Source organism: Bradyrhizobium sp. Leo170 (genome assembly GCF_004296405.1).
Taxonomy (GTDB): domain Bacteria; phylum Pseudomonadota; class Alphaproteobacteria; order Rhizobiales; family Xanthobacteraceae; genus Bradyrhizobium.
Map to the genome: position 1 here is coordinate 1 of NZ_PSRR01000881.1, position 446 is coordinate 446.

Below are 446 nucleotides of genomic sequence, written 5' to 3' on the forward strand. Positions count from 1 at the left end.
TTTGCCAGATATCGCGCTGAGGTCCAGGCTCTCCCGCACCAGTTCCACGATGAAACGTGACAGATGCTCTAGCAGTCTGCTGAAGAACCCCCTCGCCACCGAGGGGGCTTGATGATTCACTTGTCATCTCGAATCAGCGGAGACGCTCATGCGCGGCAGGTTTACGGATCAAGGCGGCCTGTTTTCGTACATCGCGCCGGATAAGCGTGTGCCAGCGAACCATCCGCTGCGGAAGGTGCGGGAACTTGTCCGGGATGTATTGAGTGATTTGAACCGCAGCCTTGGGAGGCTCTATGCCAGCGAGGGACGTCCTTCGATCCCTCCGGAGCAATTGCTGAGCGCCTTGCTGCTGCAGGTGTTCTATGGCATCCGCTCGGAACGCCAGTTGATGGAGCAACTGGACTATAATCTTCTGTATCGCTGGTTCGTGGGACTGTCGCCGGATG

1 protein-coding gene is annotated in these 446 nt (G+C 57.6%); it reads left to right on the forward strand.

Features of this window, described 5'->3' with window-relative positions; translation table 11 throughout:
* Positions 1 to 148: 148 nt before the first annotated feature.
* Positions 149 to 446 (forward strand): transposase (locus CWO89_RS45215; RefSeq protein WP_130584486.1); only part of this gene is annotated, 298 nt, incomplete at its 3' end.